5 protein-coding genes are annotated in these 5,957 nt (G+C 70.9%); 4 read left to right on the plus strand and 1 reads right to left on the minus strand.

Translation table 11 applies throughout. From position 1 onward, the window contains the following. Window positions 1–1,187, minus strand: a 1,187-nt coding sequence (locus tag QM634_RS13000) for a DEAD/DEAH box helicase (protein WP_415043200.1), incomplete at its 3' end; no start/stop codon positions are given. 364 nt (window positions 1,188–1,551) lie between these two features. Here QM634_RS13000 and QM634_RS13005 point away from each other — a divergent pair. The 4 genes from QM634_RS13005 to QM634_RS13020 form a co-directional block, all read left to right on the plus strand. Then, complete coding sequence (locus tag QM634_RS13005; protein ID WP_415043204.1) at window positions 1,552–2,256, plus strand: response regulator transcription factor; 705 nt, start codon at window positions 1,552–1,554, stop codon at window positions 2,254–2,256. Then, the gene (locus tag QM634_RS13010; RefSeq protein ID WP_415043201.1) at window positions 2,234–3,775 is read left to right on the plus strand and encodes a sensor histidine kinase; all 1,542 of its coding nucleotides are present in this window, start codon (window positions 2,234–2,236) and stop codon (window positions 3,773–3,775) included. The genes QM634_RS13005 and QM634_RS13010 overlap by 23 nt, the downstream gene beginning before the upstream one ends. 56 nt (window positions 3,776–3,831) lie before the next feature. After that, window positions 3,832–5,097, plus strand: a complete 1,266-nt coding sequence (locus QM634_RS13015; RefSeq protein WP_415043202.1) for a glycosyltransferase — start codon at window positions 3,832–3,834, stop codon at window positions 5,095–5,097. Beyond that, on the plus strand, window positions 5,094–5,957 hold an 864-nt coding region (locus QM634_RS13020; protein WP_415043203.1), incomplete at its 3' end, for an ArnT family glycosyltransferase. The genes QM634_RS13015 and QM634_RS13020, both read left to right, overlap by 4 nt.

Consider the following 5,957-nt stretch of genomic DNA (forward strand, 5'->3'; position numbering starts at 1 on the left):
GCCGGGGCGGGCTCGACGTGCTCGGCACGCTCGCCGACCAGCTGGTCGACCGTCTCCGAGGCGGCGGTGACCCGCTGCGGCTGGACGTCGATCTTGGCGCTGCGCAGCAGTTTGCGCAGGTCGCCGCGCTGCTCGGGCAGGCACACGGTGACGACGTCACCGGTCTCACCGGCGCGGGCGGTGCGGCCCGACCGGTGCAGGTAGGCCTTGTGCTCGGCCGGCGGGTCGACGTGCACGACCAGCTCGACACCGTCGACGTGGACACCGCGCGCCGCGACGTCGGTCGCGACGAGGACGCGGGCGTCACCGCCACCGAAGGCCGCGAGGTTGCGGTCGCGCTGGTTCTGGTTCAGGTTGCCGTGCAGGTCGACGGAGGGGATGCCCTCGGCGGTCAGCTTGCGGGCCAGCTTCTTGGCCTGGTGCTTGGTCCGGGTGAACAGGATGCGGCGGCCGGTGCCGGACGCGAGCTCGCGCACGAGCTCGTGCTTGTCGGTGGCGTTGGCGGCCTCGAAGACGTGGTGCGTCATCTTGGCGACCGGCGAGTTCGCCTCGTCGACCGAGTGGGTCACCGGCTCGTGCAGGAACTTGCGCACGAGCTTGTCGACGCCGTTGTCCAGGGTCGCCGAGAACAGCAGCCGCTGGCCGTCGTACGGGGTGGCCGACAGGATGCGGGTGACGACGGGCAAGAAGCCCAGGTCGGCCATGTGGTCGGCCTCGTCCAGGACGGTGATCTCGACGTCGTCGAGCTTCACGATGCCCTGCTTCATCAGGTCGTCCAGGCGCCCCGGGCAGGCGACGACGATGTCGACGCCGCGGCGGAAGGCCTGCTCCTGGCGGGCCTGCTTGACGCCGCCGAAGACGGTGGTGACCGACAGGCCGACGGCCTTGGCGAGCGGCTCGACGGTGTCGGCGATCTGCGTCGCGAGTTCGCGGGTCGGCGCCAGGACCAGGCCGGTCGGGCGACCCGGACGGGTGGTCACGCCGATGTCGACGAGGCCGGCGACGAGCGGGATCGCGAAGGCGAGGGTCTTGCCCGAGCCGGTCTTGCCGCGCCCGAGGACGTCGTCGCCGTCGAGCGTGTTCGGCAGCGTCGCGGCCTGGATCGGGAAGGGTTCGGTCTTGCCCTGGGCGGCGAGCACGCTCACGAGCGCATCGGGCACGCCGAGGGAGGAGAAGGTGGTGGTCATATCGATGTGCCTTTCCGGCAACGCGGATCCGCGGTGCACGGCACGGCCACAGCCGGATACCGCGCACGGTGTTTCGCGAATCGCAGATGGCGAAGACGCCCGGTCGGGCGCATTCGTTCGCCGTTGTGAAGTCAACCAAGCCGGGAACCCGGCGGAGAAGAAGCGTTCTAACGACGCATGACAGTGCGTGAACGCCTGTCAGTTGCCTCAACGGTACCCCAGTGGTGCCCGATTCCGGCATTTCCCACCGGCGACGTTGGTCACAAACATTCACACAGCGAACACATAGCTTCGGCATAGCTGCGACCCACCGGGAACGCCGATACTGGTAGTCGTGGCCACCGAAGCACCGAACCGGGTACGGATGACGCGCGCCGACGGTTCGCCGATCAGCGCGCTCGTCGTCGACGACGAGGCGGTTCTCGCCGAGATGGTGTCGATGGCGTTGCGCTACGAGGGGTGGACGGTCTCGACGGCCAAGGACGGCTCGTCGGCGATCGCCACCGCGCGGGCCGTCAAGCCGGACGTGGTGGTCCTGGACGTCATGCTGCCGGACATGAACGGCCTGGAGGTGCTCCTGCGGTTGCGCCAAATCGATCCGGCGCTGCCGGTGCTGCTGCTCACCGCCAAGGACTCGGTCGAGGACCGCATCGCCGGGTTGACCGCCGGCGGTGACGACTACGTCACCAAACCGTTCAGCATCGAGGAGGTCATCCTGCGGCTGCGCGCCCTGCTGCGCCGCGCCGGGGTGATGACCGACGACGGCGACGCACAGCTCGTCGTCGGCGACCTGGTCCTGGACGAGGACAGCCGCGAGGTCACCCGGGCCGGCGCGCCGATCACCTTGACCTCCACCGAGTTCGAACTGCTGCGCTTCCTCATGCACAACCCCAAGCGGGTGCTGTCCAAGGCGCAGATCCTCGACCGGGTGTGGAACTACGACTTCGGCGGCCGCTCGAACATCGTCGAGTTGTACATCTCCTACCTGCGCAAGAAGATCGACAGCGGCCGCGAGCCGATGATCCACACGATTCGGGGCGCCGGTTATGTCCTCAAGCCCGTTGACTGAGCGCCGCAATCGGCTGACCTCGCCGAGCAGATGGACGCTGCGCTCCCGGCTCCTGGTCGGCCAGGTCCTGCTGCTCGCGCTCGTCTGCGTCGTGGTCGGCACGGCCACCGAGATCGCCCTGCGCCACTACCTGATGGCCCAGCTCGACGACACCCTGAGCGAGGTCTCGCACCGCTCGGTGATGATGACGGCGTTCCCCCCGCCGCCGGACCGCCCCGGTCACGCGCCGCCGCGTCGTCGCCAGCGGCTCGGCCCGGGCCCGGAGTTCCTCGACGCCCCCGGACAGCCGACCGGGCTGGTCGCCGCCGTGGTCCGCCCCTCCGGCTCCACCGTCGCCGGGGCGCTCGGCACCGACGGCAACCGCAAGGCCGTCGACAACGACGCGCTGAGCGATCTGATCGCCCAGGAGGCCGACGGGGCGCCGCGCACCGCGAGCATCGGCGACCTCGGACGGTTCCGGTTGATCTCGACCCCCTCCCCCGACGGGAACGTCGTGGTCACCGGCCTGCCCATGTCGACGGTCAACAACACGATGTGGACCGTGTTCCTGATCATCACGATCGTCTCGGCGACCGCGCTGCTGGCCGCCGCCATCGTCGGCGCGGCCATCACCCGACGCGCCCTGGCCCCGCTGAACCGCGTGGCGGCGACGGCGCGACAAGTGGTCAACCTGCCCCTGCACCGCGGCGAGGTCGAACTGCCGGTGCGCATGTCGTCCGCCGCCGACACCGACCCGGGCACCGAGGTCGGCCAGATGGGGTCGGCGCTGAACCGCATGCTCGACCACATCGGCACCGCGCTCACCACCCGACAGGAGAGCGAGACCCGCGCCCGCCAGTTCGTCGCCGACGCCAGCCACGAGCTGCGCACCCCGCTCGCGGCGATCCGCGGCTACACCGAATTGGCCGGTCGACGCCGCGACGAGGTGCCCGACGAGGTCGCCCACGCCATCGGTCGCGTGCAGTCCGAGTCGGATCGGATGACGCACCTGGTCGAGGACCTGCTGTTGCTGGCCCGCCTGGACTCGGGCCGCCCCCTCGAGCGGGAACCGGTCGACCTGTGCGCGCTGTCCGTGGATGCCGTGAGCGACGCCCACGTCGCCGGGCCGGAGCACGAGTGGCGCCTGGACGTGCCGGAGAACCCCGTCGTCGTCATCGGCGACGGCGCCCGCCTGCACCAGGTACTGGCCAACCTGCTGGCCAACGCCCGGGTGCATACGCCGCCGGGGACGGTCGTCACGGTCGCCCTGTCCACCGTCGCCGGCGACGCGCTGCTCACCGTCTCCGACAACGGGCCCGGCATCGACCCCGGCCTGCAACCGGAGGTCTTCACCCGGTTCGCCCGCGGGGACTCCTCGCGCTCGCGCACCGCCGGCAGCACCGGCCTGGGCCTGTCCATCGTGGACGCCGTCGTGGGCGCCCACCACGGCACCATCACGCTGCGCAGCGAGCCCGGCGACACCGTGTTCACCCTGCGACTGCCCTCGGCGCCGGACGGATCGCCCACCGCGCATTCATAGCGGACTCATAGCGTCGACCAATCACCCGCCCACAACCGCGGACGAGAGTCGACGGTATGACCCTCATCGATACGGAATCCGGATTCACCGCCCGACCGGACGCGGCGCACGAGGCGCGCCGCCGCTCGGTTCCGGTGGTGGACGTCGTGGTGCCGGTGTTCAACGAGCAGGCGACCCTCGACCGGTCGGTCCGCCGCCTGCGCGCCTTCCTCGCCGATCAGCTCCCCTACTCCTTCCGCGTCACCATCGCCGACAACGCGAGCAGCGACGCGACGCCCGTGATCGCCGTCGAGCTCGCCGCCGAGTTCGACGACGTGCGGGTGTGCCAACTCGAGCAGAAGGGGCGCGGCCGGGCCCTGCACGACGTGTGGCTCGACTCCGACTCCCCCGTTCTCGCCTACATGGACGTCGACCTGTCGACGGACCTGCACGCACTGCTGCCACTGGTCGCACCGCTGGTCTCCGGGCACTCGGACATCGCGATCGGCACCCGGCTGTCCCGCGGCTCGCGGGTGGTGCGCGGGCCCAAGCGCGAGTTCATCTCCCGCTGCTACAACCTGATCCTGCGCGGCGCGCTCGCGGCCCGGTTCTCCGACGCCCAGTGCGGATTCAAGGCGATCCGCGCCGATGCGGCCCGAGCTTTGCTGCCGCTGGTGAAGGACACCGGGTGGTTCTTCGACACCGAACTGCTGGTCCTGGCCGAGCGCAGCGGGCTGCGCATCCACGAGGTGCCGGTGGACTGGATCGACGACCCCGACAGCCGGGTGGACATCGTCGCCACGGCCGCGGCCGACCTGAAAGGGGTCGCCCGGCTGCTGCGCGGATTCGCGACCGGGACGATACCGATCAGCGCGGTCGCCGAGCAGTTCGGCGCCCAGGCGGCCCCGGTGCCGCCGACCTCCTTCCTGCGCCAGGCCGTCGGCTTCATCGCGGTCGGCACCCTCAGCACACTCGCCTACCTGGCGCTGTTCCTCGCGCTGCGCGGGGGCATGGGACCGCAGGCCGCGAACTTCACGGCACTGTTGGTGACCGCTATCGGCAACACCGCCGCGAACCGCCGGTTCAGCTTCGGCGTCCGCGGGCGCGCCGGTGCCGCCCGCCATCAGTTCCAGGGCTTGATCGTGTTTGCGATCGGCCTGCTGCTCACGTCGGGGTCGCTGGCGGTCCTGCACGCCGTGTGCGTCCCGCCCCGCGCCGTCGAGCTGGGCGTCGTCGTGGCGGCCAACCTGCTGGCCACCCTCGTCCGCTTCGTCCTGTTGCGCCGGTGGGTCTTCCACCCGCGGCACCTGTCCCCGTCGACCGAATCCGAAGGAAACCGATGACGACCGTCCGTGACACCCGCACCCAGCGGCTGGCCCTCGTCGGCCTGCTCGCCTTCACCACCGTGCTCTACCTGTGGGGGCTGGGCGCGCGCCGCTGGGCCAACGACTACTACGCGGCCGCGGTCCAGGCCGGGACGCAGAACTGGAAGGCCCTGCTGTTCGGCTCGCTGGACGCGGGCAACTTCATCACCGTCGACAAGCCACCGGCCTCGATTTGGGTGATGGGCCTGTCCGGGCGGATCTTCGGCTTCAACACCTGGAGCATGATCGTCCCGCAGGTCCTCATGGGTGTTGCCGCCGTCGCCCTGCTGTACGCCGCCGTGCGGCGCACCAGCGGACCGTCGACCGCCCTGTTCGCCGGCACGGTGCTCGCCCTCACCCCGGTCGCGGCGTCGATGTTCCGGTTCAACAACCCCGACGCGCTCCTGGTGTTGCTGCTGGTCGCAGCGGGATACTGCGTCATCCGGGCCCTCGACGGGCACCCGGGGCGGTGGAGCGCACTCGCCGGCACGGCGATCGGGTTCGCCTTCCTCGCCAAGCTGTTGCAGGCCTTCGTGATCCTGCCGGTGATCGCCGCGGTGCTGCTGATCGCCCTGCCCGGCGGCTTCTGGCACCGGGTCCGGGTGAGTCTGATCGGGCTGGTCGCGGTGATCGTCAGCGGCGGCTGGTTCGTCGCGCTGGTCAGCCTGTGGCCGGCCTCGTCGCGGCCGTACATCGGCGGGTCCACCGACAACACGCTGCTCCAGTTGGCCATGGGCTACAACGGCATCGGCCGGGTCTTCGGCGGCGACGGCAACCCGACCCGGGGCAGCGGCCCCGGTGGCATGCCCGGCCCGCCCGGCGGGCCCGGCGGCATGCCC

Source organism: Gordonia sp. (in: high G+C Gram-positive bacteria), assembly GCF_047606305.1.
GTDB lineage: Bacteria > Actinomycetota > Actinomycetes > Mycobacteriales > Mycobacteriaceae > Gordonia.

Excerpts from the sequence above, each read along its gene's own strand:
- QM634_RS13010 (WP_415043201.1), top strand. The coding sequence starts at position 2,234 with ATGTCCTCAAGCCCGTTGACTGAGCGCCGCAATCGGCTGACCTCGCCG.
- QM634_RS13005 (WP_415043204.1), top strand. The coding sequence starts at position 1,552 with ATGACGCGCGCCGACGGTTCGCCGATCAGCGCGCTCGTCGTCGACGAC.
- QM634_RS13015 (WP_415043202.1), top strand. The coding sequence starts at position 3,832 with ATGACCCTCATCGATACGGAATCCGGATTCACCGCCCGACCGGACGCG.